This window comes from Photobacterium sanguinicancri (assembly GCF_024346675.1).
GTDB lineage: Bacteria > Pseudomonadota > Gammaproteobacteria > Enterobacterales > Vibrionaceae > Photobacterium > Photobacterium sanguinicancri.
This window is the reverse complement of sequence record NZ_AP024851.1, coordinates 1,141,013-1,167,195: the sequence shown is the minus strand read 5'-3', so window position 1 is coordinate 1,167,195 and position 26,183 is coordinate 1,141,013. Positions and strand designations below refer to the sequence as shown.

The 26,183-nt window shown below is 41.6% G+C and carries 24 protein-coding genes; 9 read left to right on the top strand and 15 right to left on the bottom strand.

The annotated features are described in order from the left end of the window. Positions 1 to 6: 6 nt before the first annotated feature. Complete coding sequence (locus OCU87_RS22230) at positions 7 to 438, bottom strand: MarR family winged helix-turn-helix transcriptional regulator (protein ID WP_261858526.1); 432 nt, start codon at positions 436 to 438, stop codon at positions 7 to 9. A gap of 10 nt (positions 439 to 448) precedes the next feature. Beyond that, a complete protein-coding gene (locus tag OCU87_RS22225) occupies positions 449 to 1,075 on the bottom strand; it encodes a cytochrome b/b6 domain-containing protein (RefSeq protein WP_261858525.1) in 627 nt (208 codons plus the stop codon). A 146-nt stretch (positions 1,076 to 1,221) separates the two neighbouring features. Here OCU87_RS22225 and OCU87_RS22220 point away from each other — a divergent pair, with 146 nt between their 5' ends. Continuing rightward, the gene (locus tag OCU87_RS22220) at positions 1,222 to 1,686 is read left to right on the top strand and encodes a c-type cytochrome (RefSeq protein WP_261858524.1); all 465 of its coding nucleotides are present in this window, start codon (positions 1,222 to 1,224) and stop codon (positions 1,684 to 1,686) included. A 63-nt stretch (positions 1,687 to 1,749) separates the two neighbouring features. Next, complete coding sequence (locus tag OCU87_RS22215; protein ID WP_062688964.1) at positions 1,750 to 2,421, top strand: PH domain-containing protein; 672 nt, start codon at positions 1,750 to 1,752, stop codon at positions 2,419 to 2,421. 98 nt (positions 2,422 to 2,519) lie between these two features. Here the strand turns inward: OCU87_RS22215 and OCU87_RS22210 are convergent, their stop codons facing one another. After that, complete coding sequence (locus tag OCU87_RS22210; RefSeq protein WP_261858523.1) at positions 2,520 to 3,179, bottom strand: nitroreductase family protein; 660 nt, start codon at positions 3,177 to 3,179, stop codon at positions 2,520 to 2,522. Positions 3,180 to 3,593: 414 nt separating this feature from the next. On the opposite strand from OCU87_RS22210, the gene OCU87_RS22205 reads away from it, so the two are divergent. Then, the gene (locus OCU87_RS22205) at positions 3,594 to 4,034 is read left to right on the top strand and encodes a methylated-DNA--[protein]-cysteine S-methyltransferase (RefSeq protein ID WP_390960950.1); all 441 of its coding nucleotides are present in this window, start codon (positions 3,594 to 3,596) and stop codon (positions 4,032 to 4,034) included. A gap of 3 nt (positions 4,035 to 4,037) precedes the next feature. Here the strand turns inward: OCU87_RS22205 and OCU87_RS22200 are convergent, their stop codons facing one another. Together OCU87_RS22200 and OCU87_RS22195 are read right to left on the bottom strand one after the other, a co-directional pair. Beyond that, positions 4,038 to 4,700: a hypothetical protein gene (locus tag OCU87_RS22200; protein WP_062688970.1), complete on the bottom strand. Its 663-nt coding sequence runs from the start codon at positions 4,698 to 4,700 to the stop codon at positions 4,038 to 4,040. 158 nt (positions 4,701 to 4,858) lie between these two features. Beyond that, the gene (locus OCU87_RS22195) at positions 4,859 to 5,839 is read right to left on the bottom strand and encodes a GlxA family transcriptional regulator (protein ID WP_261858522.1); all 981 of its coding nucleotides are present in this window, start codon (positions 5,837 to 5,839) and stop codon (positions 4,859 to 4,861) included. A gap of 114 nt (positions 5,840 to 5,953) precedes the next feature. On the opposite strand from OCU87_RS22195, the gene OCU87_RS22190 reads away from it, so the two are divergent. Beyond that, the gene (locus OCU87_RS22190; protein WP_261858521.1) at positions 5,954 to 7,804 is read left to right on the top strand and encodes a beta-ketoacyl synthase; all 1,851 of its coding nucleotides are present in this window, start codon (positions 5,954 to 5,956) and stop codon (positions 7,802 to 7,804) included. A 118-nt stretch (positions 7,805 to 7,922) separates the two neighbouring features. After that, entirely contained in the window at positions 7,923 to 8,534 is a 612-nt protein-coding gene (locus OCU87_RS22185; protein WP_062688971.1) for a DNA-3-methyladenine glycosylase family protein, read from the top strand. 46 nt (positions 8,535 to 8,580) lie between these two features. Here OCU87_RS22185 and OCU87_RS22180 read toward each other — a convergent pair whose 3' ends face one another. Together OCU87_RS22180 and OCU87_RS22175 are read right to left on the bottom strand one after the other, a co-directional pair. Further along, on the bottom strand, positions 8,581 to 9,129 hold the full coding sequence (locus OCU87_RS22180; RefSeq protein ID WP_261858520.1) for a hypothetical protein: 549 nt from the start codon (positions 9,127 to 9,129) through the stop codon (positions 8,581 to 8,583). A 260-nt stretch (positions 9,130 to 9,389) separates the two neighbouring features. After that, positions 9,390 to 9,791: a hypothetical protein gene (locus OCU87_RS22175; RefSeq protein ID WP_261858519.1), complete on the bottom strand. Its 402-nt coding sequence runs from the start codon at positions 9,789 to 9,791 to the stop codon at positions 9,390 to 9,392. A gap of 503 nt (positions 9,792 to 10,294) precedes the next feature. Here OCU87_RS22175 and dbpA point away from each other — a divergent pair. Beyond that, on the top strand, positions 10,295 to 11,683 hold the full coding sequence (dbpA, locus tag OCU87_RS22170) for an ATP-dependent RNA helicase DbpA (protein ID WP_261858518.1): 1,389 nt from the start codon (positions 10,295 to 10,297) through the stop codon (positions 11,681 to 11,683). A gap of 489 nt (positions 11,684 to 12,172) precedes the next feature. Here the strand turns inward: dbpA and OCU87_RS22165 are convergent, their stop codons facing one another. The 5 genes from OCU87_RS22165 to OCU87_RS22145 form a co-directional block, all read right to left on the bottom strand. Beyond that, entirely contained in the window at positions 12,173 to 12,595 is a 423-nt protein-coding gene (locus OCU87_RS22165; protein WP_261858517.1) for a hypothetical protein, read from the bottom strand. A 112-nt stretch (positions 12,596 to 12,707) separates the two neighbouring features. Then, on the bottom strand, positions 12,708 to 13,439 hold the full coding sequence (locus tag OCU87_RS22160; RefSeq protein WP_261858516.1) for an SDR family NAD(P)-dependent oxidoreductase: 732 nt from the start codon (positions 13,437 to 13,439) through the stop codon (positions 12,708 to 12,710). 241 nt (positions 13,440 to 13,680) lie between these two features. Further along, positions 13,681 to 15,651, bottom strand: a complete 1,971-nt coding sequence (locus tag OCU87_RS22155) for a BCCT family transporter (RefSeq protein WP_062688980.1) — start codon at positions 15,649 to 15,651, stop codon at positions 13,681 to 13,683. A 442-nt stretch (positions 15,652 to 16,093) separates the two neighbouring features. Further along, a complete protein-coding gene (locus tag OCU87_RS22150) occupies positions 16,094 to 16,984 on the bottom strand; it encodes a tetratricopeptide repeat protein (protein ID WP_261858515.1) in 891 nt (296 codons plus the stop codon). A 257-nt stretch (positions 16,985 to 17,241) separates the two neighbouring features. After that, positions 17,242 to 17,874, bottom strand: a complete 633-nt coding sequence (locus OCU87_RS22145) for a 3'-5' exonuclease (protein ID WP_062688982.1) — start codon at positions 17,872 to 17,874, stop codon at positions 17,242 to 17,244. Positions 17,875 to 17,972: 98 nt separating this feature from the next. Between OCU87_RS22145 and OCU87_RS22140 the strand changes: the two genes are divergently transcribed. The 3 genes from OCU87_RS22140 (at position 17,973) to OCU87_RS22130 (ending at position 21,137) form a co-directional block, all read left to right on the top strand. Beyond that, positions 17,973 to 18,263 carry a GNAT family N-acetyltransferase gene (locus tag OCU87_RS22140; RefSeq protein WP_261858514.1) on the top strand — a complete coding sequence of 97 codons (291 nt, stop codon included), beginning with the start codon at positions 17,973 to 17,975 and terminating at the stop codon, positions 18,261 to 18,263. A gap of 129 nt (positions 18,264 to 18,392) precedes the next feature. After that, positions 18,393 to 18,962: a prepilin-type N-terminal cleavage/methylation domain-containing protein gene (locus OCU87_RS25030; protein WP_277422651.1), complete on the top strand. Its 570-nt coding sequence runs from the start codon at positions 18,393 to 18,395 to the stop codon at positions 18,960 to 18,962. A gap of 909 nt (positions 18,963 to 19,871) precedes the next feature. Further along, on the top strand, positions 19,872 to 21,137 hold the full coding sequence (locus tag OCU87_RS22130; RefSeq protein WP_062688988.1) for a RidA family protein: 1,266 nt from the start codon (positions 19,872 to 19,874) through the stop codon (positions 21,135 to 21,137). Positions 21,138 to 21,315: 178 nt separating this feature from the next. On the opposite strand, the gene OCU87_RS22125 is transcribed toward OCU87_RS22130, so the two are convergent. The 3 genes from OCU87_RS22125 to OCU87_RS22115 form a co-directional block, all read right to left on the bottom strand. Beyond that, positions 21,316 to 22,941 carry a pullulanase-associated domain-containing protein gene (locus OCU87_RS22125; protein WP_261858513.1) on the bottom strand — a complete coding sequence of 542 codons (1,626 nt, stop codon included), beginning with the start codon at positions 22,939 to 22,941 and terminating at the stop codon, positions 21,316 to 21,318. A 530-nt stretch (positions 22,942 to 23,471) separates the two neighbouring features. Then, a complete protein-coding gene (locus OCU87_RS22120) occupies positions 23,472 to 24,665 on the bottom strand; it encodes a NupC/NupG family nucleoside CNT transporter (protein WP_062688992.1) in 1,194 nt (397 codons plus the stop codon). 383 nt (positions 24,666 to 25,048) lie between these two features. Next, positions 25,049 to 26,059, bottom strand: a complete 1,011-nt coding sequence (locus OCU87_RS22115) for a manganese-dependent inorganic pyrophosphatase (protein ID WP_062688994.1) — start codon at positions 26,057 to 26,059, stop codon at positions 25,049 to 25,051. Positions 26,060 to 26,183: the final 124 nt, after the last annotated feature.

Sequence of the window (26,183 nt, the reverse complement as noted above, 5' to 3'; positions counted from 1 at the left end):
GACAATCTAAATAGATGTAGGCATCATTTTTTGAAGTAAGCGGATCATCTCATCTTGTTCTTTAGGATCAAGCACATCGAGGATCTCTTTATTTACTTTTAAAGCAAGGGGCTGCAAAGTGCCTTTTAAATCTCGTCCTGCTTCTGTTAAATAAATGCGATAAGAACGGCGGCTGTTTGGATCATCACGGCGTTCAACTAACCCTAATATTTCGAGTTTGTCGATAATACGTGTCGTGGTGGAATTTTCCACTTTGGCAATTTGGGCGATCTCTCGCTGAGTAACGCCTTCTTTTTCCCACAAACACATCATAGTTGGCCAGAGTGAACGCGGAAAATCATGCTTCGCGAGTTCGGTTTCGAGATTTTTTGCTGCTTGGCTTGCCACTACATTGATCATCCAACCAAAACTCTTTTGCCTATCAAACTGTTCGTCCATTATTTTTCTCTTATGCGAATGCAACTATTGCAATAGTAACGAATCCTGCGGCAGTTAGCACGATGAATGCACGTGTGTTAGACGCAAAATACAGTGTATTAGGTGTTTCTCGTCTTTCATTTTGATAGCCAGTAAACATTGCTTTTACTAAGGGTTTTGCGCGTAGTTTATAAAGAAGGATTGCCCCAAGATGTAAAGCGATCAGGGTGGGTAATCCGTTAGCTAAAAGAAGATGGATACTCTCTAATACAGTGAAAACACTATCAGTTAGCCAATAGTCGGAAAAAGGGAGGTTATCGAGTAATCCCGCAAGGGCTAATCCCGACACGCACTGCAATAACAGAGCGCTAATCATACAAATAACCATCCATCCTCCCAGTGGGTTATGGCCTGCTTTAGCTTCTTCTTTACCACGCAAATAATTGATAACACTCGATGGTGAGCGCAAGAAATGCGTAAATCGACTGGTGTCACTGCCTACTATTCCCCAAATAAATCGCCACACAATCAAGGTAAACAGCATTAGCCCAAGAGGGATATGCGCGTCTTTACCAGCAAAGCCAGATGCAAGAAGTAAGCAAAATAAAGTGGCTTGTAGCCAGTGATAAATACGTGCGGAAAGATCCCAAATTTTCATTGTATACCCTTAATCAAAGTTCGATGCGTTGATGCTCTCACTATGCGATGGAAATAATTTACACAGCAATAGTTGTAATTGCAACTATTGCTGTGTAAATTAAAAAGCAAGCCAGCAGTGGCAATCAATAAAACTCGGAGAAAGTCATGAGAAAGCCAATGAATAAAAAAGTATGTGCCTTGGTATTGCTGCCGCTGGTTATCAGCTTGCCAGTGATTGCGAAGACTGGTGTTGAGAGTGATGACCAAGCGATCGCGCAGCGCCAAACGGCTTTTAGCAGCATTGAAAGTGACTTGAAAACAGCCTCAAAAAGTATTGATGGTCAAGATACAGATTGGCAGCTGCTTGCTTTACTCAGTGCACAACTTACCGATCACAGTAAAGCGCTCATGACATTATTTCCTGAGGGGAGCCAAAGCGGCAGTAAAGCGAAAAAAGAAGTATGGAATAAGCCTGAAAAATTTAACGTCTTGTTGGCTCAAATGGATACGGGTTTCCAGCAAATGTACCAAGCCAGTGAACAGCAAAACCTTAATGAGCTAAAAGCAGGGTTGTCGCAAGCTGAAAAGACATGCCGCGGTTGCCATCGTAGTTACCGTGCGCGCTTTTAACCAAAAATCTTTCTTAGAAAGAACGTCAGCAAAATAAATATAATTAACCAAAAGGGTAGAACCATGAAAAAATTAATGACTATTGCTACTGTTATCTTTGCCTCTTTATCTGTAAGCACTGCTGTATCTGCCGCTGATTACGGGGTTGAACTGGCATGGAATACTGATAACGCGAATGATGTACTGGCGACGATGTCAGAGCAACGTGCTGCTTTTGGCCAGTTAGTGAATAACGGCGAAATTAAAGATATGTTTGTGTTTGACAGTAGTATTGACGGTAAACCGATGAAGCTTATTCGCTTTGTTATTGATGCTGAAGATGAAGACAGCGCTAAAGCGAAGTTAGCTAGTTTGCCTCTTTATAAAAAAGAACTCGTAAAAATTAATAACGTACGCTTGCTAGGCAATAAATGGTTGGATAATACACCCGTGCACAAAAATTACGGTGTGACATTTACATGGCGTGAGGGGATTGAGGCATTAGAAATGGATCGCGTACTTGGCGTGGATTTGCAACGTGTTATTAGTTTAAATCAGGCGGGTCTCATTACGTCTTCGTACTTGAATACTCAAATGCTAGCCGATGGTGTAGAGCGTCCTATCTATAATGTTTCTTTTTTAGCGACAGATGCGCAGCATGCGCGCGAGCTGACAAAACAATTTGAAGCGGTGAATTTGGGCTATGCTACGGTTGAAGTGATGTATTTAGGTCATAAAGTACAGCTAACTCAGTAAATTGTAGATACAACAAAGCGGTATATCTGATGACAGGAAAACCGCCAATGTAATTATTGGCGGTTTTTTAATATACGCAGTTACTGAGCAACGACCGATTAAAGTACGGTGATCACGTCTTCTGCTGCCAGGCGAGATTTAGGTAAACCGTAGTTGTAATCACCATCTGCCAGGCGGTAACCCATGGCTAGTGCAACATCACAAACGAAACCATCAAGCTCGTCTTTAAATGCCTCACCAATCAAAGTAGAGTCCACGCCTTCCATAGGGGTTGAGTCGATACCTAAGCGGGCCAATGTATGCAGTGTATTGCCAAGTGCAATGTAGGTTTGAGCTTTCGTCCATTCGCCATTAAAGCCGCTTTCATCTGTATTGGCTTCCGCAAAACCGTATGCGCCATTAAGCATGTTATTGTACATATCTGCAGGTAAATGGCCTGATGTAACCTCTACATCAACAACTTTCTTGTATGCATCTTTATTATAACGTGGGTTATAAGCGAACAGTACAGTGTGCGATGCCTCTTTAGCATGCGGTTGATTAAACTGGTGCATGTTGGCAAAAGTATCATGGAAACGCTGTTTCGCTTCATCGCTTTCAATCACTATAAACTTCCAAGGCTGTGAGTTGATTGACGATGCGGATAGACGAATAGCTTCTTTAATCACATCCATATCTGCTGGTGTAATACGTTTGGTCGCGTCATATTTTTTCGCAGTGTAACGAGTATTTAGGTCAGTGATGATTTGATGAGACATGGTGCTCTCCAGCATTTTACTTGTATTTATAAGGTAACGGCTGTTTGAGTCATACTCCCAACCGTGTTGTTGGCAGCAAGAATAAGGGGAATAACGACAATGGAAAATAGCCATTTCACCCAATCATTATGGAACAAAATGACCATAATGAGGTGATGTGAATCTATCGTGTGGAGGTTTTTAGCGATAAAAGTGTGATTTATTACCAATTTAATGGATTGCTCTGTTGTTCAAAAATCACTTAATGGAAAAGGTGGTGGATCGTGAATGTGGTAATTATTGTTATTAGTATCAATAGGGTAGTGCATCCTAACGTCAAACACGGCATGATAAGGGCCATCTCATTTTTAGAACTATTTACCCGAGGTTCAAATGTTCTGCCATTTCCATCCATCTCCTTTAGGTATAATACGATTGCTCGCTAATGAGCATGGTATAACTGGATTAACGCTGGCGTCACAACGGGAAGATGATGATGTTGATCCCGATTGGCTATTAACACAAGAGCCGTTTATTGAGTGTTGTTATCAGCTTGATGCGTATTTTTCAGGTTCTTTAACCCGTTTTACGGTGCCCCTTGCTCCTCAAGGAACAGAATTTCAAAAGCAAGTATGGACGGCGTTACGCAGTGTGCCTTATGGTGAAACCTGCTCATATAAAGCCATAGCTGAAGCGATTAGTAATCCAAAAGCAGTGAGAGCGGTCGGCGCAGCCAATGGTAAAAATCCGATTGCGATTATTGTACCCTGTCATCGTGTAATTGGAGCCGATGGGAAGCTGACGGGTTACGCGGGCGGTGTAGAGATGAAGGCATTTTTGCTTAAGTTAGAAGGTTCATTAGCCGCGGATTGTTAGTGGCTAAGGTAGGCACTTTTTGAACTGAGCCAAATGATCGTCTTGGACATAAAACTGGTATGTGCCTTGTCGTGGCTTACTGACTGGTGATGTTTTTACAAGCCTTGTATTTTGCGATGATTTGTTTTTAACGATTTGTTTTTGAAGGGCGAGGTCTTTAGAACTTGTGTCTTTTTTGTCAGCTCCGTAGTGTGGAAATAACTCGAAATGACCATTGTCTTGAAACATCAATGAGGTGATTTTGTCGAAAGCTTGTTGGTAATTGTCACTACCTAATACCACAAGGGCACCAATTTGATGTTCTTGGTTAAGAGGCTGCCAATAAGTGGTAAAGACGGCGACAGGTTTGTGTGCTCGTTGATATTGAATGTTTTCATATTGGACCGACGCGTCTTTGTTGTGTGGAATTTTTCGCTTTATTGCTACGTAACGGCTTTGGCTATTTTTGGTATACACCATGGCTAATTGAATCATTGGTTCAAATTGCTGTTGCTGATTTTTCGCTAAATGGAAAAAATCGATACGGCATTGGTCGGCATCTACCGTGATTTGACTGGTGGGCAAAACCTCGGCTTGAGTGCTATAACTGTAAATCGCCACAAAGCCGACGGCATAGAGACCGGCTGCTTTTATTTGTTTTATGACGTAGAACAGAATGAGCCACATACAAGTCAGAACATTGCGAATGAATAGTGACAGTTTATGTGGCGATATGATTTTCCAGTGTATCAGCTATTAGACAAATCTTATTTTTGGTTAGAACGGAACAACTCCGCTTAGGCGATAATAGTGAGTACATTGCTGCAATATATTGAATGTTAAAATTAACTCGCGTTATAAATCTTTGCTTTTACCATGGTGCGATATTGAGCAGGGGTCATCGCGAAAGCTTGCTTAAAACGTGTCGAAAAATGATAGGCATCTTTATAGCCTACTTGTTCGGCTACATCTTGAATACTCATCCCGAAATCACGTAACAGCTCTTGTGCTGCTTCCATTCGTATTTTTTGTAAATATTGGTGGGGGGCTTGCCCGACTTGATCTTTAAATTTTCGACTAAACGTGCGTAATGGAAGTTCACAGGCATCTGCCACTTGTTGCGCTGTTATGGTTTGTGACAAATGACGCTTCATCCAATCTTGTGCAAACGCAATGGACTCATCAAATTGAACCTCTCCACCAATTTGATAAAACGGTTGCTGTGATGACTTCGATATTTCGTGACCGTAATGTGTCTCTATCGTGGTTGCTATTTTCTGACCGTATTGCTGGGCAATCAAAAATAGAATCATCTCAGTTTGGGAGTTGATACTCCCTGTACAGTAAAGGCCATTAGCTGCCGTAATAGATGCCTTCCGATTAAGTTTTACGTCGGGGTATCGGGCAGTGAACTTGTCATAAAAATACCAATGTGTTGTCGCAACTTGATGATCTAACAATCCTGTTTCGGCCAATAACATAACCCCAGTTCCTGTAGCGACTAACTTAGCGCCTTGGCGGTATTGTTCAATAAGCCAAGGCACTAGCGCGGGGGTGTGGCTAAGTGCAGAGAGCGGATTTCCCCACATCGGCGGTAAAATAATAATATCGAAAACCGCAGGATCACCGAATGTGATATCAGGTTCTAATCGTAGACCAGCCGTCAATTTGGGTGACGATAAACTAGATGCAATTAACTGAATGCTAAAAGGATCACTACGCTGAAAGCGTTTTTCACGCAAGCTAGCGGCACTGCTTAGCATCTCTGCTGCAAGTGATACACCCGTAATGAGGGCGCGATGGTAAAGCACAAATCCGACTTTCATACACATTGAATCTTGTTTGGCGTTAATGTCAGTGATTTTGGCATAAATGCAGGGTGATAAACTAGCGTAAATTGGTAACCTAGCCGCAAATTATTGTTTTGTAGTAGGCGTCAAATGACAAAGTTACCGCTTATCGTGGGTTTTGGTGGCATAAATGCTGCTGGTCGTAGTTCTGGTTTCCATAGTTATAAGCGTATGGTGTCGGATGTGTTATCTGCTGATGACATGGTATCAACGTGGCAAGATCTTGCACGTCGTATGGGGTTAAGCCAAGACGCCAAACTAACCGATGAGCTCATTGAAGCGATTAAAGCGGGCACATTAATCCGTCGAATTGATTCATTTGACCCTGACAATATTTTGCATCAGTACAAAGCAACGATTAATAGTGGTAGCGACACTATGACTTTCACAGTGCGCAAATCTAAGTTGCCAACAAAAATCCCTGAAAACTGGTCGCTTGAAACGCAAGGAAGCAAAGTGAAAATCACTGTCACAGGTGATCTTGCAGCTTTGCTAGAAGATCGTACTAGTTACCCTGTAACTAGCGGCGGCAATATTCCTGCGGGTTTTGATCCAGGTAGTTTATACAATTCACGCTTTCACCCTCGTGGCTTAAAACTGACGGTGTACGGTGCTTCTGATGCATTGAACTCTATGGGTGTGGATTGGCAAGAAATTTTAAAACACATTCAGCCAGACGAAGTCTCTGTTTATGCGGGGAGCGCATTAGGCCAAATTGACGATCAGTCACTATCAGGCATGATTGCTGCGCCATTAATTGGTAGCCGTGTTAGCTCAAAAATGATGGCGTTATCTTTTGCAGAAATGCCTGCCGATTTTATTAATGGCTACATGATCAACAGTGTGGGCACAACGGGCACCAACATGGGGGCGTGTGCAACTTTCCTTTATAACCTTCGTCAAGGTATGTACGACATTCAGCATGGCAAATCGAAGGTCGTTATTGTCGGCAATGCAGAAGCACCTGTAGTGGCTGAAGTGATGGAAGGTTTCCGTGTGATGGGCGCATTGGCGGAAGATGAACAGATTAAAGCGCTGGATCAAAGTGATGTTGTCGACAACCGTCGCGCATGTCGTCCGTTCTCAAGCAATGCAGGCTTCACCATGGCGGAATCATCACAGTTTGTAGTACTGATGGATGATGAATTGGCGCTATCGCTAGGCATGAACATTTATGGTTCAGTGGCTGATGTGTTCGTAAATGCTGATGGTAATAAAAAATCTATCTCTGCACCTGGCGTGGGTAACTATGTCACGGTAGCGAAAGCAACCGCCTTAGCAAAAGCGATTCTGGGCGAACAAGGTGTGAAGCAAACTTATGTTCAAGCACATGGTACAGGGACTCCCCAAAACCGTGTGACTGAAAGCCATATTTTAAATGAAGTAGCAAAAACCTTTGATATCGATCAGTGGCCAGTTACTGCGGTGAAATCTTACCTAGGCCACTCTATGGGCGCAGCGGCGGGTGATCAGCTTATTGCATCGCTAGGGGTGTGGCAGTATGGTTGGGTTCCGGGTATTACCTCGATCGACCACATTGCTGATGATGTGCACCAATCAAACCTTAACATTCTGATTGATCACAAATATGCAGGCGAAAAAGGTGAAGATTACAAAGCCGTTATTTTGAATGCTAAAGGCTTTGGCGGTAATAACGCAACAGGTTTAGTGCTATCACCAGCCCAAACAACAGAGATGTTAGTGAAAAAATACGGTGCAGAGGTGTTTGCCCAGTATCAAGCGAAAAACTTGCCAATTAGCCAAGCGGTAGTCCAACAAGACCAAGCTGCTTGTCAGGGTGTTGAGAATATTCGCTATGACTTTGGTGACAATGTGATGGACGAAACCTCGATAACCATGACACCAGAAAGCATGAACCTATCGGCATTTGGTCAAGAAATTCTATTACCGACAGAGAACCCATATAGCGATTACGCGTAAGGTTTCAACTACGCTAAATTCTTTTATAAAAGCCATACTAAGGCAACTTAGTATGGCTTTTGCTATTTTGAGCGAATACGCTAGATTGGAGTGAGTGAGGCGAATAGGGAGAAAGTGGATGGATGAAAAATTAATAGAGCAGGGTATGGCAGAGTTAGCTTTGCTTGATGCCGATATAGCGAAAGCTTGGCAGGAATACGGTAGTCCGCCACCTCGCTATTTAAAGCCCCACTTTGTCTCGCTATTGTCGATAGTCGTCAGTCAGCAAATTTCCACACAGGCCGCAAAGGCAATTATGTCGCGAGTCGTTGCATTAATGCCAACAGTCACAGCAGAGCATTATTTAACCTTGAGTGAAGAAAGCATTCGAGCGGCAGGATTGTCATCACGTAAAGTACTCTATACCCGTGGTTTAGCACAGGCGATTTGTGATGGGCAGTTAAATATAGATCAACTCGCAACCCTAGAAGATGCGCAAGCGATTGAAAGCATTATGGCACTAAAAGGCTTTGGTCGCTGGAGTGCAGAGATATATCTAATGTTTGCACTAACACGAACCGATGTGTTCCCAGCGGATGATTTAGCTCTACAAGTGGCACTAGGGCGATTGAAAGGGCTTGGTGAAAAGCCCACAGCAAAAGTCGCCCGCGATCTGGTTAGAGCATGGGCGCCATGGCGAACTGTTGGCTCACTTTTTTTGTGGCACTACTACCGAGGTGCGCCGGCCTAAAATGCTTAGCGTTAAGTACTACTGTTTGGTGCTGTGGCTATGCATGCTAACCAAATGGATAACGGGCAGACAGTAGTAGTTGGTTATCATCGTAACCACTTAAGTTGAGCGTCACGCCAATCGAAATTTGGTCTGTTGCATGGTAGCGATAGAAGAGTTGAAATTTATCGGCATCTTCTTCATCCATGAAATAAGTCCCTAGTGCTGCACCCACTTCTGATATCGGATTAGCCCATACCGAGAACTCGAGACTAAACTCAGAAAAAGTCTCTCCCCATTTTCCTGACGTTTCATTATTTTTTAAACTGTGCGCTTTTAAGTAGCCTCGAACATCCGCTCGGTCTGCGATAGGTGCGCTGAACCCCAAGCCTGCAGCGGCATGCCAATCTGAACTAAAACCTGTTTGAGCTTCATAAACAACATGTGCATGCTGGTGGATCGGAAGGCTGCCTGCAACCCCAATACCACCCGGATCGGTTACGACTTGAACTTCTACATAGCTATAAGAAAAGTTGTTAGCATGTGCAAAAGGCGTGGCAATAAGGCTAAGCACAGTCGCTATTTTGATCGAAAAGTGTTTGAAGTGAGAGTACATTATATTTCGTTTTAATGGGTTGATGGTCAACTACACGAAATTATGTCATAGAATGAATGTTATCTATAGTGTTCTATGAATAACATGATATACCCGTGCAGTTCAAATCTGCATGGGTATATATTGGCTAAGTTTTCAATCATCATTTTGGTCATTATATATCAATGGAAATGATGCTGAGATAATACAATGAATGCAATCTATTCTTATTTGGAACAGTGTTCCTCAAAGCGTCGTTACATTCACTATATTGTCTGTAATTAACCGAAAGGGTATCGCGCAGATAATATAAGTTGGCCATTATCAAGGCCGCTTAGTTCTACGGTGGCGGCTAAAGATATTGTCGGTGTTGGATGAAAACGGTAGTAAGTTTGTAGTTTAAGTTTCGTTTCATCATCCGAGATGAGGTAAGCCCCTATATCTACGCCAACTTCTGAGACAGGGTTGATCCAGCTAGAAGCGTCTATGCTGAGCTCGGTAAACATTCGGCCTAGCTTATTATCTGATTTATTCGACTTTTGTGAGTGGATTTTCAAATAACCCCGCAAATCAGCAACTGTTGAAATTGGCGCATTAAATCCAACTCCTGCAGTAAGTAGCCAATCGCCCTTAAATGCACTTTTTGCTTCTGCAACAATGTGAGCATTTTGATGTATTAGCATTGAGCCGCCAATACCTAAACCTCCAGGAGCAACGGGTACAAGTACTTCGCCATAGTTGTAATTAAAATTGTTTGCGAAGCTTGTGGCTGGAAATATTAAAGAAAGAAAAGTAAAACAGATGAAATATAAACGACAAAGCATATTTTTTATAAATGATTAATTGCAAATTATCGCTATCTTATATGATTGATGGTAGTAATGCAGCTCAATATGGGATGTTATTATACTTATTAATAATAATGCTTCATTGTCATTGTGATACTTGTTGCTCATTAGCGCGTATTTACTGAATATTTAGTGATTTAGAAATTCGCAGCTACTTGCATTTGCTTTATTGGCTAGAGTGCCGACAAAAGAATGCAAAAAAGCCACAAAGTCGCTAGGTTTGTGACGCACAAACTGGTATCGTGCGCGATCTTTATTGTTTCTGTGCTTTTTGCTGATCGACATTATACGACTAGCGACATAAGCCACCATAATTCTGCATACGATAGGACATAACCTTGAGCCAGACTGCTTTCTCTACACTTGACCTGAATCCCGCTTTGCTGGAAAACTTATCATCGATGGGCTACGCCGAGATGACACCAATCCAAGCGCAAAGTCTGCCACATATGTTGGCAGGTAAAGACGTGATTGCGCAAGGTAAAACAGGCTCAGGTAAAACTGCAGCGTTCGGTTTAGGCTTGCTTTCAAACTTAAACGTTAAGCGCTTTCGTGTACAAACGTTAGTGCTGTGTCCTACCCGTGAGCTAGCAGACCAAGTTGCAAAAGAAATTCGTAAACTTGCACGTGCTATTCATAACATCAAAGTGTTGACGCTTTGTGGTGGTATGCCATTTGGACCTCAAATTGGTTCATTAGAGCATGGTGCACACATCATTGTGGGTACACCTGGCCGTGTAGAAGAGCACATCCGTAAAGGTTTCTTGAATTTAGAAGAACTCAATACGTTAGTGTTTGATGAAGCTGACCGCATGATGGAAATGGGTTTCCAGTCTTCGATTGACGCTATTGTTGATGAAGCGCCAGCAGATCGCCAAACACTACTATTTAGTGCGACTTATCCTAAGCAAATCAAAGAAATTGCTGACGATATTATGAACAAGCCAGTGATGGTGAAAGTTGAATCGACTCACGATAACAGCAGTATCACACAGCACTTTTTCAAAGTAGATGACAATGAAAGCCGCATGATTGCATTGCGTCTTCTACTTCAACAACATCAACCTGAATCAACCGTTGTTTTCTGTAATACAAAGCGTGAAGCGCAAGAAATTGCAGATGCATTAGATATGTACGGCTTTAGTTCTGTAGCACTGCATGGCGATTTAGAGCAACGTGATCGTGACCAAACATTGGTACGTTTTGCGAATAAGAGTGCGTCTATTCTTGTGGCAACGGATGTTGCAGCACGTGGGCTTGATATTGATGCGTTAGATGCAGTAATTAACTACCACATTGCACGTGATACTGAAGTGCACGTTCACCGTGTTGGCCGTACAGGCCGAGCGGGAAGCAAAGGTATTGCTTGTTCACTCTTTAGCGATAAAGAGCATTACAAAGTTGCGCTATTGGAAGATTACCTAGATCGCTCAATTCACGGTGAAGAATTGCCGTCTATGGATTTGCTAGACAAGCCAACACGTCGTCCATTAATGACAACGCTGCTTATCGATGGTGGTAAAAAGCAAAAAGTACGTCCTGGTGACATTCTTGGTGCATTGACTGGCGAGAACGGTATCAATGGTTCTCAAGTCGGCAAAATTCACATGTTTGATAACCGCGCGTATGTTGCGGTACATAGTGAAGTAGCACGCGCAGCATTGCGTAAGCTTGAAACGGGTAAAATGAAAGGCCGTAGCTTCCGCGTACGTCCACTTAACCGTTAATAGATTGACGAGACGATTATTTAGCCTGCAAGTATCAGCCAAAGCTAGCGGCAAATAACAAAGCTCAAATGAAACCCCAAATACACAGATGTGTTTTTGGGGTTTTTTATTACCTACGCCTTTAATTATTCGTGCTGTCCTCTGACGATTAGAGGGTTGGGATAGTATTTACTGCATATTGTTTATGCCAGTCATTAGTACGTGACGGCGTTGAGTCTCCTGAGATGATTCAACGATAAGTACGGGTGTTGTCCTATAGTTGGCAATTTGATAGGCCATCATCATTGCTGCAACCCGTTAATGTTGTAGCTAAAATCAGCTCTGCAAGCGTATGTTTTTTCATCTAGCTCTGACATGAGTGAAGTGCTCAGGATGAGTCATTATTATGAAGAACTTGAGGGAGGAGGACTTTAGTTATGAGCTTTATATAAGCCACCTTTTATAAAGTGGCTTTACGTTTAACAGTGAGCTTTGGTCATGCTATAAACCCTATTTTCGAGCCTCTTTTTCTAATAACTTTCTTTCTTCATCAATTATCTTTGTAAGCTGTCCTTGAACTTGTATCAGTTGCGATTGGAATGATTCTTTTAGCTGCTTGGTGGCTTCACTATTGAATTTAGATAAGTTTTTTATTTGTTTCACAAGCTCTTCAATTTTCTCATTGAGTCGCTCTTTAAGTTTTTGGATCTCATCTTTTTGGTGCTCTTCCGGTGTTAATGCTTTTTTTGCTTCTTCGTCGGTACGCTTCATTTGCGCATGAAGATTTTTATTATGGTCGATTGGGTGAATCGTTGTTTCGCTGCTCTCCATAATAGGTTTAACTAACTTATCCGTGTTCTTGGCGGATATGTTGTTTGTGTGTGCTTGCTGATAGTCAAGAATCGACATGGAGGTGCCCATTGTTACGTTCATTCTTTTTCCTTTTTTATATGATCTATAGTTATATAAGCGGCACTAAATGAACATCGTTTAATTAAATGGTGTTGATGATTTACATAAAAAAGCAAAAATGCACTTGAATGTATTACCAAGGGATTTCTGTCATGTCATAGCTATAAAATTTCCCTGAGTCTTCGGGGCATAATTGCTTGATGAGTGCAACTAGCTGAGTCGCAGCTGTTTTGGCTGAGTGAAGTTGTGAAGAGGGAACATTGTGCTGAAAACGCTTAGAGAGTGATGTATCTGTTGTGCCCGGATGAAAAACAACGACACAGCAGCGTGGCAGTTTGTACTTCCACTCAATACTGATAGTCTTTACTGCCATATTCAGTGCCGCTTTTGAGCTGCGGTAACTGATCCACCCACCAAGGTTATTATCTGAAATACTGCCGATCCTTGCAGATAGAGCAACAAAAAAAGTTGGTGTAGATGATTTAAGGTGGCGGGAAAAATGTTTCGCAAAGCAGATGGTAGGCATCACGTTTGTTTGTATGTTTTTTTGGAAAAAATCGAGGTCGCACTCATTTACCGTTTTTTCGGGAAGATGGGAATTATCATGCAATATACCGACAGCATTAATGATGATATCGAGCTTAGGTAATTGTTCTGCGAGGTTTTTCACCTCTGTTTCTGAAGTGATATCGAGTTTGAACCACTGTAATTTTGAATCAAGAGTGACAGCTCTCTTGCGCTGAAAAGCATTGGGCATTGCGGTTCGATATGTTGCGTATAGTGTGGCAGCAGGGTAGAGCGTTTGAAAATGCGAAATAAGTGCCGATCCTATTCCACCTGAGCCTCCAATGATCAATATCTGCATGTTAATGATTACCTGTATGAATTTTAGCTATGTCCTTATTGATACTGATAGAGCTATGAATGGGTTCATTTTCAGATAAAGAAAGCAGGAAGTGATTTGATTTTCAGCTAGATTCATTCATTTTATGATTAAAAAAAGCCCTTAATACCAAAGGAAGATAACCTGAGTATTAAGGGCTTAATCTGGTTTAAGTCTTAGTGTTCTTAAATATATAACGCTTTTATTTAAGAGCTAAGTTGAGCTAGCCAGCTTTGCTTGCAACATTTTCAGATGTAGCTAAGTGCAAGAAATGCATATGACGCTCATATTGTGTAATTGCATCAGCAATGATTTGCTCTTGGGTATAGCCTAATACATCGTATTGTTGACCACCTTGCAATAAGAAGACTTCTGCACGGTAGTAAGTGCTTTGCTCTTCATTGACATAGGTTGGTAATACAAAGCGACGCAGACGAATACCGTAGGCAAAATCCTCTACACCTTCTTTCTCAATAACCATACGTACACGTTCAGGATCCAGAATTTGGATGCGTGCCGCCAGCCCTTGAGATTTCATTTCGTTAGCCAATGAAGTTAACGCAGGCTTTGCTGTCTCATCGATAAAGGCTTTAGCTTCTGCCTTTTTCGGGTGACTGACTAATGATGAAATACGATCTTTCCAGCTCACACTTGTCTTGGTGTATTGCACCGAGGTATTGTGATTTTGCACACTCGACTGCAATAGGTAGTCGTTACGTAGTGCGATAAACAAGCAGTAACAGAACACTAAAAGCAGAATCATGATTGGGAAGGCGCTCGCAATTGTCATGGTTTGCAAGGCTGATAAACCGCCCGCACCAAGTAATGCTGCCGCAACAACACCTTCAGTCACAGCCCAGAAAATACGTTGCCAAACAGGTGGCTCTTCTGCACCGCCAGATGTCAGTGTATCAATAACAAGTGAACCTGAATCAGACGAGCTAACGAAGAAAGTAATAACCAGTAACACACCCATCATAGACAATAAGCTAGATAACGGCATGTGCTCGAAGAACTTAAATAGAGCAACAGGTACATTACTACTTACAGCGTCGCTAAGGTAGGTGGCACCATGATTCATAATGGCATCAATTGCAGTGTTACCAAAAGCGGTGAACCATAAGAAGCCGAACAATGAAGGTAGTAGCAGCACACCAATCAAGAATTCACGGATGGTACGGCCACGTGAAATACGGGCGATGAACATACCGACGAATGGTGACCATGAAATCCACCACCCCCAATAAAGTAGTGTCCAACCACCAATCCAGTCAGCTTTTGGCTCGTAAGCAAATAAGTTAAAAGTCTTATTCACAATATCGCTTAGGTAGCTACCTGTGTTTTGCACAAAAGATTGCAAAATAAGTACGGTTGGGCCCGCAATGATAACTACAGTAACCAGTAGTATTGCCAGTGTCATATTGATGTTAGACAGACGTTTGATACCACCATCGAGACCCAATACGACAGATACAGTTGCAAACAGGGTGATGACGGCAATTAAGCCCATCTGGACTTCAACTGTTTGTGGCAGGCCGAATAAGTAATTGAAGCCAGCATTGACTTGCAATACGCCAAAGCCTAACGATGTTGCAACACCAAAGAGCGTGCCGATAACGGCAAAGATATCGACAGCGTGGCCAATTGGTCCATAAATCTTATCGCCAATCAGTGGGTGTAATACAGATCGTGGTAGTAGCGGTAGTTTATGACGGTAAGAGAAGTACGCAAGTGACAGCGCCACAACAGCATAAATTGCCCAAGCATGTAAGCCCCAATGGAAGAAGGTGAGCTTCATTGCTTCGCGTGCTGCTTCAACTGTTTGCGGATCGCCAACAGGTGGTGACATGAAGTGCATTACTGGCTCGGCAACGCCGAAGAACATCAGGCCAATACCCATACCAGCAGAAAATAGCATAGCAACCCATGAACCAAACGTGTAATCAGGTTCTGAATGATCGGGGCCAAGCTTAATGTCACCCATGCGGCTGCACATGATGAAAACGAGGAAAATTAGAAAAATGGCAACAGATAAAATGTATAGCCAGCTTGCTTGAGTAACGAACCAATTCTGGATCGCACCAAAATAGCTTTGTGCTGAGTCAGGCCAAAAAACGCCGACAAATGAAAGTAATACAATAATTACTAATGAAGTAAAAAAAACAGGTTTATTAATATCTTTTTGAAAACTCATACATCCTTCGATATGGCATTGTTACGGGCTTATCCTTCTGGTGTCGAGGGTATTCGACGATGAAACTGGCCGTACCCAGTGAGCGCAAAATGCGCGTTATTTTCTCCTGTTAGTTAGCAATTCGGCAGTATGCTAACAACTAATTGTTTAGAGTACAAAGGAAATTGAGGTGAATGATTCGTTAAATTAAAGAATATTGACGAATTAAATGCTCTGTAACCGCTGTATTTTTGGTGTTGGTAGCGTGTTACAGGCGATTGTTGGTCAAATTATTGGTTAGAGTTCGATATTTAATTGGGCGATTTATAGCTTTTAAAAAAATGGAGATAAACGAGATGTTAAGAGAGGAGGGGAATGGCAGTATCGTCTATGATTCAGAGAGATACTGCCAGTTTTGCTGATGAGTTAGATGCGGTGTGTTACGTGTGTTTTGTCATCATCGCTAAGCTTGTTGATCTGCAGTGGCGATCAAAAGGTCAAATCGTTCATTGCCATGTAACATTTCAAAATCTGCTTCTTCCGCAGCAAGATCACGCATTAAGGCACTTTCTGCAATTGAACGTTCTAAATCAGAGATTGCTTGTTCATCTACGCCCAAACGAGCATATGCACAAGCACGTTGGTAGAGTGCATGTGCATTGGAGTCATCAACTTCTAATACACGATTACATAAGCTGAGTGCCCAGTGGAATTCTCGGATTTCCATTGCAGCATCGGCTTTGTGTGTTAAGGCTTCTAAATCGCCTGGACGAATTTTCAAAATCTCATCATAGACTTCCATTTTTTGCTCTGGATTTTGGAAGTTTTGTGCACGAAGCCAGAGATTATGAACTTCATTGATTTTTTCGATTTCTTTGTTGTTATCACTAATACTTCGAGTTTTACGGCGAAGTTCACGTTCTAATACTTGGAACTTCTTCTCGTATTGTTCAGCAATTTCTTGTAGCTGTTGATCTGCCATTTTCTTGGTGTTAACGCGCATTTCACGTAGAGATTGCCAACCAATAAGTGCAATTAAAGAGGCAACACCTGCAATAATATAGAAAAAGTAAGTGACGGTAACATTGGCATAGTTCAGTGATTTGTCGGCAACGGTTAATTCTCTATCCGTAATTTCAATAATCATACGGCGTTCAAGATCTTGTTGATTGGTGCGTAATGCTTTTAATTCATCTAAAACATAACGTTCCATAAGTGGTTTGTCGTACATGCTGAGTTCAGAGTAGGGTGGCTCACTCTTTTTTTCTTGCACATTATCTGGGGGAGATTCAGCAAGGCTGGGAAGGGTGATGCCTATCAGGCAAACGGTTAGAAACCATTGTCTTAGTTGCATTATATCGTCCTACTTCTGATGTTGAGTGCGTACACACCCTAACAGATTATCAACATGAGTTTTGATGTTTATGCCCGAGAGCCTATCAGTTGCAGGTTGGATTTGTATGTGGATGTTAATACGAGCATAAGTAGAAGATAGTTAAGGCGTATTGACGTTTCAAGGTTGTTCCCAATGACTTTGGGTGTACTCATTTTGTCAACACACCTTATTTAGAAGGGTGTATGGTGTGGTTTAGCAAGGAAGATGCGCGTGATTTAAGCTGGTTTTTTAGCTTCTCGGTACAAAAAAATAGGAACAGCCGCTTTATTCTTTTTAGCAATTTTTTGCATTAACTCAAAGCTTGGGTGTTCAATCTTAAAGTCAAGATTAAGGTCGTCAAGCATCTGCATCCACAGTTTGGCTGTCATTTCTGAATCGGCTAACGCTCGGTGAAAAACACCATCAGTCTCTATGTTTTTATATTCAACAAGGCTACCTAATTTATGGTTTGGTGCTGATTGATATAAGCGACGTGCGATTAGCATTGAACAGGCAAATGTACCGCCATACTGGCGACCGATAATATCAAGTTCTGCATCTAGAAATCGTTGATCGAAAGACGCATTGTGCGCTACAAGATTGGCGTTACCAATGAAGTCAGCAAATTCATCCATCACTTCTTCGCAAGATGGTGCTGTGCGTAACATGTTATTTGTGATGCCAGTATAACCTTCAATGAAACTGCTAACACGGCGACCAGGGTTCATGAGCTGTTGGAATTGCGCTGTAACAATGCCATTTTCTAATTTAACCGCACCAATTTCAATTGCACGATCCCCTTGGTTTGGTGACAAACCTGTGGTTTCAAAGTCCAATACGACTACGCTATTGGCGAGAGGGGTACCCATTATATTCACTTGCTCACTACTATTAGATATTCGATATTATATAGATACAAAGCCGCGAGGCAAAAACCAAATACTCAAGAGTAAATAGAGAGGAAAAAATGGCGGAGCTACTGAAAGTTATTCACGACAAGGAAAACAGCGAATACCGCATAGAGCTAGCACCAGATTGCTGGGGAAAGCTGAGCTATCAACGTGAAGGCAATGTGTTACATGTTGACCACAGCTCTGTTCCTGATGCGCTACGGGGGCAAGGGGCGGGTGGTCGAATGATGGAGACGGTACTACCGTATATTGAATCGGAAGGTCTTAAGGTTGCACCCATCTGTAGCTATGTCGTCCATTACTTCAATAAGCATGAAAACTGGCAGCATTTATTAGCAATCAAATAAGTAGATTTACAAAGTTACTCTGAGTGTCGAGTGTAATTATAAACCGTTGATAATTGGTGCTGATTTAATGTCCATTTTTGCGGTGTATATCCCTGTGGAGTATTGACTCTAGGTATAAAGGGAATAAAATTGTCTAGTGTCAATTTATTGTCGGGAACTGGTGTGAAAAATAAAGGCTTTACTCTTATTGAGCTCGTTGTGGTGATTGTCATTCTGGGCATTTTAGCCGTTACTGCAGCCCCTCGTTTCTTGAACATGCAAGTTGATGCGCGAAATTCAGCCTTACAGGCAATGAAAGGGGCAATAGCTTCATCACTAGAGATGGGGTATGGCGTATTGGCGATGCATGGTTTGGAGAAAGTTCCTCAGTTTGATAATAAAAAGCAAACTGTACCAATTCCTAAGTGTGAAAGTGGCGTTCCATGTGACTTTAGGTATGGCTACCCAGCTCCGGATTCAACCACGCTGACAAGCTTGGTTGATCACTTAGGTGATCGCTTTGGAAAGGAAGATTGGGCATTAATACGTACGGCATCAGACAATCAAGATTATTCAGTGACAATTACTACATCTGATAATGTTGAGAAAACCATCAATGGTAATATCGAATCATTAAAGAATGAGAATTGTTATATCAGGTATTATGCTAGTCAGGCTATAGATAAGCCTTATCGCCTAGAAATTACGCCTTGCCAATAAGTACTTAAAACGGGTTCTTTAAAGCCCGGAGACTTGTTAAAGCATGATGTGACCCCATAAACTTGGGGTTTTGCGTTGGGTTAGAGGAGATTCGCACCAAGTCCATCACACCCAAAGTGCTCCTGTCCAAGAAAGCCAGCTTGATTGCTGGCTTTTTTACATCTGTAGCATTGTAAAAAGGCAGGCTGCCTAACTCTAACTCTAACTCTAGCTCTAACTCTAACTCTAGCTCTAGGGTCTCAGGTACGAAGTGAAAGCGTATTCGGTATAAAGGCCACCCCCCAAGAAGAGAAGTATAAGGCGAATAAAATGTTCTTTCTGATACGGCTTTCATTACGATAAACAGAGAAAAGTTGCTTACTGTTATGTTGTTAATGTTTTGAGTAGGGTTTAATTAACAATACACCAAGGTTGGTAATATATTAATAACAAGTGGGTGGTCAGTTATATTATGAAAAAATATATATTTCTACTGAAGAAGCTTTACTCCTATAAGAAAGGAATTTAATTCGGCTTCTCAGGGAATTTATGCATTTATAACGGCATAAACGGCACTAATATAATGTTCGGGCATTACTTTTAATGAGCTTATTGTGAACGGTGTATCAGATTTGACCGAAATGACGTTATTTATCTAAATAATTGATTGAGATTATATTCACAATTGACGAATCGAACATAGAAATAAAATGAACTAAAAGGCAGGTAATTAATAAAATCGTGAATAATTAGTCGAAAAGTGATTATTTATCCTATTTATTTAGCTCGCTAGTGAAATAATGTTTAGAGGTGCGTCACATTTACCCTGAATTATTTCACTTACTATTGCGCCACTTCGAACATTCTTTCAAATACGTTCTATCAAAGATAAATACGTATTTATGTACTATATAATAGGATAATATTCCAATGACTGACGCGATCATCAAAGTTTCTCGTAATACTGAGAACGCACCTCAAAGCACTCTATCTACTCAAACAGTTGCTTTCTCTCACTACAATAACTTTTCGGCTCAATTGCCAGTAGATCCTAAAACAGGTGAAATCGTTGTTGGTGACGTAAAAGACCAAGCAGCACAATGTTTAACTAACATTAAAGCTATCGTTGAAAGCATCGACCATGTAATGGACGACGTTGTTAAAATTAACGTTTTCCTTAAAAACATTGCTGATATTGAAGCTGTAGACGCTGTTTACGCGACATTCTTCACTAACCTTCTACCGACTCGCACAGTTGTTCAAGTTAACGCACTGCCAATGGGCGATGCTTTAGTTCAAATGGATGCGCTTATCTCTAACGGTGAAGGTACAGCTCCACAAGCTCCTTGTGCGCTTATCAAGCTTTCTCGCAACACTGAAAATGCACCACAAAGCCCAGTTTCAACTCAAACTGTTGCTTTCTCTCACTACAACAACATTTCAGCTCAACTACCAGTAGACGCTAAAACAGGCGCTCTAGTAGAAGGCGGCGTGAAAGAGCAAACAGCTCAGTGTCTTAAAAACATGAAAGCAGTGCTAGAAAGCATTGACGTTCCTTTTGACGACATCGTTAAAATCAACATGTACCTAACAGATCTTGCTGATGCTGACGCAGTAAACGAAGTTTACTCAACTTTCTTCCCAGATTCAGCTATCGCACGTACAGTTGCTTACGTACCAGCACGTTCTGTTATCGCAGCTGACGCACTACCTATGGGTGCACTAGTTCAAATTGATGCATCTGTATCTCACGGCGACGGCACACCTCCACAAGAAGTTGAAGACCGTCACAACATCGTTATCCGTGCAAGCAACACAGATGCAGCACCACGTAACGCACTATACACACAAACAGTTGCTTTCTCTCACTACAACCACGTTGCTACTCAACTTCCAGTTGACGTTAAAACAAATGCAATCGTAGCTGGCGGTGCTAAAGAGCAAGCTGAGCAGTGCATGAAAAACATCAAAGCTATCGTTGAAAGTGTTGACCACGTAATGGACGATATCGTTAAAATCAACATCCAACTTAAAGATGTTGCTGATATCGACGCAGTAAACGAAGTTTACACAACATTCTTCAACGGTGAGCTTCCAGCACGTACAGTTGTAGGTGTTTCTCAAATCGAAATGGGCGCGCTAGTTCAAATCGATGCTGTTGTTTCTAACGGTGAAGGTACGCTTCCACAAGCTTAATCGCTTAGATTGCAGCTTAGTCGTGCTTTCATCACGCTAAGCTGCCTAATAAGATGAGGCAGGCTTTTAATATTTAATCATGATAGGAATGGTTAAATATTAAAAGCCTGTTTTTTTGTGTTATCTAAAAATTAAAAAAACCACTGAGGCTTCAGCGGTTTTTATTATTTTTAAATAGTTAATTATAACTAATTAGAGTGTCTTTATAGGTAATAGTAGAATAAAGCGGAGCGGATAACTTCAATCTCATATTATCATCGACAGATTTCTGATCACCTTTATGGATAACTACATTCGCGCAGCCTGTATTCCCCTCTTTTATCTTTAATTCAAAGTAAATACCGTAGCTTGGATCATAGCCTAAAGGTTGAAGTGGTTTCTCCCAGCTGATGTCTTTGAGTTGTGAATCGAGAATAGAATCGCATTGTTTATCATTCCACACCTGCATTCCCCAACCTGTAAAGTCATCTTCTGGGGCGATCATCATAACGTCATCGTACATTCTAAAATAAATCAGTGATGTTTTTTCCAAACCTTCGATGCTAGGTTCTTTCGCTTTTGTAGGCTTTAATCTTGTGTAGAAACGCTGATTAATGAACTTTTCAGGAATAGTATCGACAGCGAACTCGAGGCTTCCGTTTTTGCCTTTAGCCAAATTGATATCATGAGTGTAAGCAAAGTTCTGGGTATTGTGCACTAAATTGCCAAATCGGTAGAAGTTCTGCTCCGATGAACTTGGCATTAACTCTAAGTGTAAGTAATCGGTATCTATAATGTCGTGGCCAAGCAGTTTATAAGTACCAGACTCGATATATTCGTGAGCCTCGGCCTGATTACAGCTCTCGTTATTGGTCACAAGTGTACGCAGTGTATAGCTGGTTTCATTTAACGACAGTTTGAATGAAGGGCTGTACTCTGTGTTGCTATCGCACTGGTATTCATTCTCCCAGTTCCCGTATAACTCGTTGAGTTTGTAGATGCTATGGATATTCTTCCATGGGCTATCTGATGGGATCGTTATTTTATGCGGCAAGGGGGCGATAACATTATTTTCATTTTTGTATTTATTGAAGCCACCAAGCACAGCAATAAATGGGGTAGAACTGGCAGCACTATAGTCGGCTAATTTAACAATACCTATACCAGGTACTAGCCAGAATTCCTGATTGATATCTACCTGAGTATGCACCGTGCCATAATCTTGTGTCGTAACAGATATTAAAAGGATAAGACGGTAGCTAATATGTAAGGCTTCATAGTTGCCAGTATTGGTTTTAACGGTTTCAGCACCTTTATATGACCACTCATATGTATACTCACCATGCGCTGGCCCGACATTGGGAGATATTTTCACTTTCATATCATGATAGCCATTAACCCCAGTCATATTGCCAATAACAGCATATTCAGGGAGTAGCAAAACGGGATCTCCTGATAAATCGACTTCAACTTGATAGTCTTTATTGTCGACAGTAACCTGATTGAGTTTGATACGGTCGATATAGACTGCATTATTTTTATGACGTAGCGTCTGCTTATATCCGCTGTGATCCCATGTTAACTCTACACTTTCTTGGCCGTTATTTTTAATAACATTGCTACTCGACAGCGTGATGCTCTCGCTAGAGTCTGCGACATCATAACGCCATACTGCACCACCTTGGGCAGGGAGGTACGGATTTGAAAATGTTGTTGATGTGGTAGTGGTGGTCGCTGGGGAGGTGTTATCTGTTTTCTCAGAGCCGCCGCCACAACCGGCAGCGAGACTAACGACTAAACAGAGCAAAACCCTTTCAAGCTTCATATCTACATTCCTTACATTAAAACCACTAAAACACAGGGCAATTTAATGTCCTGTTTGGGGTAAATCCTGTCAGATACCTTGTAATAGTTCACAGCGTAGACGCTGTATTTAAGTGCAATATGTAGATTGGCTTTGCGTGTTAAGTTGCTTTACGCGAAATAAATGTAATTGTTTAGCCAATGAGCAGCTTGCTTTGATAGTGACCAGATTTATTGTGAGCGATGTATTCTTGAGCAAACTTATCTGTCACGTCAATGAGTTAGGTGATTATTGAAAGCGGAAATTGACTTTCATCTCACACGGTGGTTAACAATATATGCGTAAGTAGCATATTGATTACCGCCTAGTAACATTCAGCTTATATTCTCAGTGGCAAGAAATTGGAAAGATGTCAGTGGAGATATGTAAAATAACGATGAGTAATTGAGTAATTGAGTAATTGAGTAATTGATGGCAGATGAATACAACAAAGCCGACATAAGTCGGCTTTCTTTAGGGTGAATTAATTATGAGGGCAGGGGAGAACTGCGTTAGGCCATCATAATGTTAGCGATCATCGCTGAAAGGATACTTACCAAGGTTGAACCATAAAGTAAGCGTAGGCCGAAGCGTGCAACAAGGTTACCTTTTTCTTCGTTCACCCCTTTAACAGCACCAGCAATAATACCGATAGAGCTAAAGTTAGCGAATGACACCAAGAAGATAGAAATTGTACCAATCGTATGAGCAGATAGGGTATCTAGTTGCTCTTGTAGCGCCATCATTGCCACAAACTCGTTCGATACTAACTTAGTAGCCATAATACTACCGGCTTGCAGTGCTTCGCTTGCAGGAATACCCATCAGCCAAGCGACAGGGTAGAACACGTAGCCAATCAAGTCTTGGAAGCTAATACCTAGCGCTACAGTAAAGCCTTTGTTGATCATGGCAATCAGAGAGATAAAGCCAATCAGCATTGCAGCAACGATTACGGCTACTTTAAAACCCGTTAAAATGTATTCACCTAGCATTTCGAAGAAGGTGACTCTTTCGCCTTCAGCTTCTGCAATCATATCGTCGAAGTTCACTTCTGCTTCATGATCATAAGGGTTGATGATCGACAGAATAATGAAAGTACTAAACATGTTTAAAAATAGTGCCGCCACCACATACTTAGGGGCGATTAGCTGCATGTAAGAACCCACGATAGACATTGAAACGGTCGACATCGCCGTTGCCGCCAAAGTGTACATGCGGCGTTCAGACATCTTACCCAGAATATCTTTATAGGTAATAAAGTTTTCAGACTGGCCAACCATGAGCGCACTGATGGCATTGAAAGATTCTAGTTTACCCATACCATTGATTTTAGAGAGTAAGAAGCCAATAGCACTAATAACAACGGGTAGCACTCTAATGTGCTGAAGAATACCTATCAGCGCCGAAATGAACACAATTGGCATTAAAACTTGCAGGAAAAAGTCGAAACCACCGTCATTGATTAACCCACCGAAAACGAAATTTGTCCCTTCAGCGGCAAAAGCCATAAGGCCATTAAATCCATTTGCGAACTCGGTAACAATACCAGTACCAGCGGATGAATTGAGTAAGAAGTAAGCCACACTCATTTCAATCACGAGTAGTTGAATGATGTAGCGAAGTTTTATGCTTTTACGATCTTTGCTCACTAATAAGGCAAGAACGGCGACAACAGCAAGACCAAAAATAAAATGTAAGTAGGGCATATGTGGTATGTACCAATTGTGATTATTCTCAAATTCTGTGTGTATGCTCGCATGCGGATTACCACTTTAGAGTGACACAAATCCCATTTACAAAGCTGGTTTAGATGGACTTTATGGCTGATAACCAATTGTGTTGAATAGATTTAGCGGGATTTTATTCATGCTTAAATAGAAAATTTTCACAAGTATCAATTATGCAACCTGATTTTTAGCGGATGGTACATTAAGCATGTGAATAAATAGAAGGTGCGATTGAAAGAGGAAAAGAAAAGTTGTCGTTATCGAAAAAATTTCACGCGTTTATGTTTAAAAGCCCCGCATATCCGTACGGTATGAAGGGCTTAAATTGAGATCAATTTTGAAGTGTATCAAGCTAAATTTAGCTATTTAGCTTCAACTGCTTTTTGAATGGCAGGGCCAATTTGGCGCTTACGCGAAGTCACACCTTCAAGCACTAGCCATTGTTCAGATGCTTTACCTTTAAATGCAGCGTTAGCAATTTTTTGATCGGCGTTGTCTATCCACAAAAGGTTCGCATGTTTGTTTTTAGTGTCAATCACCGAGAAGAAGAGATGATCTAAGCCTGCTTCTTTTTTATAGGCTTTCATTGCAGCAATAAATTCAGGCTTTCTGTCTAACAGTTGTTGAGCAGTAATTGTTTCAGCTACTCCAATGCCCACTTTTTTGCCACCATAAGCAAAGTTTTTGTAATCCAACGTCAGGATGTCAGCGGCGCTAACATGGCTTAGGTCTGATTTTGCCTCAAGCATTTTTTCGCCAAACGCATTGAGATCTTTAATGCCTGCAACCTTAGCCAGCTTTTCAGCATAACTACGGTCGTATTCAGTGGTTGTTGGCGAGCGGAAGACCATGGTGTCAGATAGAATACCGCCTAGCGTCGTACAAGCGATGTTGGCTGGTAAGGTGATGCCGTGTGTTTCAGCATGGTTTGCAAGAATAGTGGCAGCTGAACCCCATGGGCGAATATCAATGGACGCCACTTGTGTCATGTTAACGGGGTTACCACCAATAGCGTGGTGGTCAACAATGGCAACAATATTTTTTTCATCGACAGATTGATGCAGTTGGGTTTGTTGGTTGAAATCCACTAAGCCAAATTGTTTTGCTGACACATCTTTAAGTAGCTTAGGTGCTGCTGTTTTACAGTACTCAAGTACAAAGCGGCTTTCTGGGTTGATATCTTCTGGTACGGCTGCGGTGCCGCCATAGATATAAGCGGCTGCAATCGCGGATGTCACTGTGTCGGTGTCTGGGCTTAAATGACCTGTCCAGACAAGCTTGTCCGTATTGTTTGCTTGGGGAGTTGTTAGATCGAATGCCATGCTTGATGAACTCATCACAGAAAGGAGTACGGCGAGATAACGTAGTTTCATTGTCTAATCCATTATTGTTTTAACTGGGGCTCATAGTGATAGAGGCATATGTAAGCGCATAATGGCTTTTGTACATTTTGCGAGTTAAATCAAAACAATGAAGGAGTCGATAAGCAAAAGAAGA

Excerpts from the sequence above, each read along its gene's own strand:
- OCU87_RS22120 (WP_062688992.1), bottom strand. The coding sequence starts at position 24,665 with ATGCCCTACTTACATTTTATTTTTGGTCTTGCTGTTGTCGCCGTTCTT.
- OCU87_RS22230 (WP_261858526.1), bottom strand. The coding sequence starts at position 438 with ATGGACGAACAGTTTGATAGGCAAAAGAGTTTTGGTTGGATGATCAAT.
- OCU87_RS22180 (WP_261858520.1), bottom strand. The coding sequence starts at position 9,129 with ATGTACTCTCACTTCAAACACTTTTCGATCAAAATAGCGACTGTGCTT.
- OCU87_RS22185 (WP_062688971.1), top strand. The coding sequence starts at position 7,923 with ATGGATGAAAAATTAATAGAGCAGGGTATGGCAGAGTTAGCTTTGCTT.
- OCU87_RS22160 (WP_261858516.1), bottom strand. The coding sequence starts at position 13,439 with ATGCAGATATTGATCATTGGAGGCTCAGGTGGAATAGGATCGGCACTT.
- OCU87_RS22125 (WP_261858513.1), bottom strand. The coding sequence starts at position 22,941 with ATGAAGCTTGAAAGGGTTTTGCTCTGTTTAGTCGTTAGTCTCGCTGCC.
- OCU87_RS22115 (WP_062688994.1), bottom strand. The coding sequence starts at position 26,059 with ATGAAACTACGTTATCTCGCCGTACTCCTTTCTGTGATGAGTTCATCA.
- OCU87_RS22220 (WP_261858524.1), top strand. The coding sequence starts at position 1,222 with ATGAGAAAGCCAATGAATAAAAAAGTATGTGCCTTGGTATTGCTGCCG.
- OCU87_RS22200 (WP_062688970.1), bottom strand. The coding sequence starts at position 4,700 with ATGTGGCTCATTCTGTTCTACGTCATAAAACAAATAAAAGCAGCCGGT.
- OCU87_RS22155 (WP_062688980.1), bottom strand. The coding sequence starts at position 15,651 with ATGAGTTTTCAAAAAGATATTAATAAACCTGTTTTTTTTACTTCATTA.
- OCU87_RS22225 (WP_261858525.1), bottom strand. The coding sequence starts at position 1,075 with ATGAAAATTTGGGATCTTTCCGCACGTATTTATCACTGGCTACAAGCC.
- OCU87_RS22210 (WP_261858523.1), bottom strand. The coding sequence starts at position 3,179 with ATGTCTCATCAAATCATCACTGACCTAAATACTCGTTACACTGCGAAA.
- OCU87_RS22215 (WP_062688964.1), top strand. The coding sequence starts at position 1,750 with ATGAAAAAATTAATGACTATTGCTACTGTTATCTTTGCCTCTTTATCT.
- OCU87_RS22195 (WP_261858522.1), bottom strand. The coding sequence starts at position 5,839 with ATGAAAGTCGGATTTGTGCTTTACCATCGCGCCCTCATTACGGGTGTA.
- OCU87_RS22130 (WP_062688988.1), top strand. The coding sequence starts at position 19,872 with ATGACTGACGCGATCATCAAAGTTTCTCGTAATACTGAGAACGCACCT.
- OCU87_RS22190 (WP_261858521.1), top strand. The coding sequence starts at position 5,954 with ATGACAAAGTTACCGCTTATCGTGGGTTTTGGTGGCATAAATGCTGCT.
- OCU87_RS22175 (WP_261858519.1), bottom strand. The coding sequence starts at position 9,791 with ATGCTAATACATCAAAATGCTCACATTGTTGCAGAAGCAAAAAGTGCA.
- OCU87_RS22150 (WP_261858515.1), bottom strand. The coding sequence starts at position 16,984 with ATGCAACTAAGACAATGGTTTCTAACCGTTTGCCTGATAGGCATCACC.
- OCU87_RS22165 (WP_261858517.1), bottom strand. The coding sequence starts at position 12,595 with ATGAACGTAACAATGGGCACCTCCATGTCGATTCTTGACTATCAGCAA.
- OCU87_RS22145 (WP_062688982.1), bottom strand. The coding sequence starts at position 17,874 with ATGGGTACCCCTCTCGCCAATAGCGTAGTCGTATTGGACTTTGAAACC.
- OCU87_RS22140 (WP_261858514.1), top strand. The coding sequence starts at position 17,973 with ATGGCGGAGCTACTGAAAGTTATTCACGACAAGGAAAACAGCGAATAC.